This window comes from Vulcanococcus sp., assembly GCF_044369115.1.
Taxonomy (GTDB): Bacteria; Cyanobacteriota; Cyanobacteriia; order PCC-6307; family Cyanobiaceae; genus Vulcanococcus.
The window spans coordinates 1-3,384 of record NZ_JBIPMN010000224.1; the positions used below are offsets into that span (position 1 = coordinate 1).

3 protein-coding genes and 1 pseudogene are annotated in these 3,384 nt (G+C 69.3%); 3 read left to right on the forward strand and 1 reads right to left on the reverse strand.

The genetic code is table 11. The features are described 5' to 3' along the window. From ACIQ2E_RS13490 to ACIQ2E_RS13500, 3 genes are all read left to right on the forward strand, one after another. On the forward strand, nucleotides 1-1,190 hold a 1,190-nt coding region (locus tag ACIQ2E_RS13490), incomplete at its 5' end, for an aspartate aminotransferase family protein (protein WP_398331556.1). Then, complete coding sequence (locus tag ACIQ2E_RS13495; RefSeq protein ID WP_398331559.1) at nucleotides 1,160-2,383, forward strand: bifunctional folylpolyglutamate synthase/dihydrofolate synthase; 1,224 nt, start codon at nucleotides 1,160-1,162, stop codon at nucleotides 2,381-2,383. The genes ACIQ2E_RS13490 and ACIQ2E_RS13495, both read left to right, overlap by 31 nt. Before the next feature lie 20 nt (nucleotides 2,384-2,403). Further along, nucleotides 2,404-2,928 carry a pentapeptide repeat-containing protein gene (locus ACIQ2E_RS13500; RefSeq protein WP_398331562.1) on the forward strand — a complete coding sequence of 175 codons (525 nt, stop codon included), beginning with the start codon at nucleotides 2,404-2,406 and terminating at the stop codon, nucleotides 2,926-2,928. Here ACIQ2E_RS13500 and ACIQ2E_RS13505 read toward each other — a convergent pair. Continuing rightward, a pseudogene (locus ACIQ2E_RS13505) lies at nucleotides 2,925-3,384 on the reverse strand (FAD-binding protein); the annotation flags it as partial. The gene ACIQ2E_RS13500 and the pseudogene ACIQ2E_RS13505 sit on opposite strands and share 4 nt — an antisense overlap.

Sequence of the window (3,384 nt, forward strand, 5' to 3'; positions counted from 1 at the left end):
CCCTCGAACTGGTGCGCGGCCGGGGCGTGTGGGTGTGGGACAGCAATGGCCGGCGCTATCTCGATGGGGTGGCCGGCATTGCGGTGTGCACCCTCGGCCACAGCAACCCGGTGATGCGCCGGGCCCTGGGCCGGCAGCTGCGCAAGCTGCAGCATGTGTCCAACCTGTATCGGATCCCCGAGCAGGAACAGCTGGCGGCCTGGATCACCGCCAACAGCTGCGCCGATGCGGTGTTCTTCTGCAACTCCGGCGCCGAAGCCAACGAAGGCGCGATCAAGCTGGCCCGCAAACACGGCCACCAGGCTCGCGGTATCAACTCCGACGGCCCGGGGCCGCTGATTCTCACCGCCCAGGCCAGCTTCCACGGCCGCACCCTGGCAGCGGTGACAGCCACCGGTCAGCCCAAGTACCACCAGGGCTTTGAGCCGATGGTGCAGGGGTTCCGCTATTGCCCTTACAACGACACGGCCGCCTTTGAGGCGCTGTTGGCTGAGTGCGAGAAGGATGGTCCGCGCGTGGCCGCTGTGATGCTGGAGCCGCTGCAGGGTGAAGGCGGTGTGAACCCGGGCAACCAGAGCTTCTTCCGCCGGGTGCGGGAGCTCTGCGATCAGCACAACATCCTGCTGATCTTCGATGAAGTGCAGGTGGGCGTCGGCCGCACCGGCCGCCTCTGGGGTTACCAGAAGCTGGGCGTGGAACCCGATGCCTTCACCCTGGCGAAAGGGCTGGGCGGTGGCTTCCCCATCGGTGCGTTGTGCGTGAAGGCCGCTGCCGATCACCTCAGGCCGGGTGAGCACGCCAGCACCTTCGGCGGCAATCCGATGGCCTGCCGCGCCGGCCTCACCGTGGCTGAGGAGCTGGTGCGGCGCAATTTGCCCGCCCATGCCGAAGCGATGGGCCAATTGCTGCAGCAGCAGCTCGCGGGCTTGGTGGCGCGCCACCCCACCCTGGCGGAGGGCTGCCGCGGCTGGGGCCTGCTGCAGGGGCTGGTGCTCAGGCCCGATGGCCCCGCCGCCATCGATGTGGTGAAGGCAGCCATGGCCGAAGGCCTACTGCTGGTGCCCGCCGGCACCAACGTGGTGCGCTTCGTACCGCCCCTCACCATCCAACCCCGCCACATTCGCGAAGCGGTGAAGCGTCTGGAACGCGCTCTGATTACGTGCCAGGCCCAGACCCCTTCAGCGACCTGATCGCCCCATTCAGTCGCCGGGGCGTTGACCTCGGCCTGGAGCGGCTGCAGGCGGCACTCGCAGAGCTTGGCCATCCGGAGCGCTGCTTTGCGGCTGTGCAAGTGGCCGGCACCAACGGCAAGGGCTCGATCAGCACGATGCTGCACGCGATTGCAAGCGCCGCCGGAATCCGCTGCGGCCTCTACACCTCACCCCATCTGCTCAGCTGGTGCGAGCGAATCCGTCTGCCGGATGGCCTGATCAGCGAAGCCGCTCTGCAACGGCTGCTGCAGGAGCTGCAACCACTGGCCCTCCGCCACGACCTCACCCCCTTCGAGCTGGTGACGGCAGCAGCCATGCAGGCCTTCGCTGAGGCTGGTGTGGAGCTCGCAGTGCTGGAGGTGGGCCTCGGGGGCCGCCTCGATGCCACCACGGTGCATCCAGATCGCCAGGTGCTGGCGTTCGCCAGCATCGGCCTCGATCACACCGAACACCTGGGCCCCACGATCGCGGCCATCGCCGCTGAGAAAGCCGGCGTGCTGCACCCTGGGGCCTCGGCCGTGAGCGGCCCGCAAACCGAGGAGGCCGCCCAGGTGCTGCGGCAGCTGTCAGCCCTGGCGGGCTGCCAGCTGCGCTGGGTGCAGCCGTTGGCGCCAGAGGCGCAGGGCGGGCCTGAGCTGGGTCTGGGGGGTGATCTCCAGCGCAGCAACGCCGCCGTGGCCAGCGCAGCAGCCGAGACGCTGGCGAAGCGCGGCTGGCCGATCACCCCCGCTGCGATCGCCGCGGGGCTGCGCCAGGCCCGCTGGCCTGGCCGACTGGAGCAGCGCCGCTTCCAGGGCCAGCCGCTGCTGGTGGATGGCGCCCACAACCCCCCTGCCGCTGAGGCGCTGCGCCGCGAATTGGATCAACGCACCCACGAACACCAGCTGCCGCGGCGCTGGCTGATCGGCATCCAGCGCCACAAGGATGCGCCATCGCTGCTGCGCACCCTGCTGCGCGAAGGCGACGCGGTGCGGGTGGTGGCCCTGCCGCAGGAGCACAGCAGCTGGACTGCCAGCGCTCTCCAGGCCGCCACAGGGTTTGAGCTGGAGGGAGGAGCCCCTGATCTCACCAGCAACCTGGCGTGGCTGGTGGACTCGCCCGCCCTGCCGGTGGCCTGCGGTTCGCTCTATCTGGTGGCGGAGCTGCTGCCCCTGCTCCAGACGACAGACTGAACGCAGACGCCTGCGCCGCCATGCCGATTCGCCGCTTCATGGCCCTGATGGCCAGCCTCTGGCTGCTGGTGGCCGCGCTACCCGCTGTGGCTCTCGACACGAGCGCCGGTGTTGGCCTGCAGGATCGGGCCCTGTTCCAGGACACCGTGGACTACACGCTCACCAACCAGAGCGGCAACGACTTCTCCGGCCAGCACCTGGCCAACACTTCCTTCGCTGGCGCGGTGGGCAAAGGCACCAACTTTGCGGGCGCCGATCTGCACGGCGCGATCTTCACCCAGGGGGCTTTCCCTGAAGCCGATTTCAGCGGAGCTGACCTCAGCGATGTGCTGCTGGATCGCACCGACATGAGCCACACCAACCTGCGCGATGCCCTGCTGGTGGGTGTGATCGCTGCAGGCGCCACATTCAATGGCGCCGATGTGACCGGCGCCGACTTCAGCGACGCCCTGATCGATCGCGCCGATCAACGGCAGCTCTGCGCCAAGGCCAGCGGCACCAACCCCCGCACCGGCGCCGACACCCGAGCCAGCCTCGGCTGTTAATCGCCCCCCGACCCAGAACGCTCAAGCCAGCCGCGCAGCTTGCCGGGATTGAGCAGACCAGCGGGGTCGTAGTTGGCCTTTGCCGCCACCTGCTCGGCATCCACCCCGCCCAGGCCGCCATCTTCCACCGTGATCGCGTGGGGGTTGAACAACAGGCAGCCCAGATCGCAGGCATGGCGGATCAGCTCCTCCAAGGCCTCGCGGCCGCGCCAGCGCACCAGCGGTAGGCAGGCCAGTCGCTGCTGCCCCTGGGCCCGCACAGCCTCCAGGTGCCAGAGCACCGCATCGCCCCAGCGCTGACGGAGGGCATCGAGGGCCGCCTGCTCCGGCTGGGGCAGCAGCAGCTGCAGGTAGGTGAAGCCGGGGTCGTGGGTGCGGGCGTGCAAGGTGGTGTGGTTCCAGCACAACTCCCGCAGCGGGAGGCCCCGACCCTGCCCCTGGGGCGCCTCCCACACC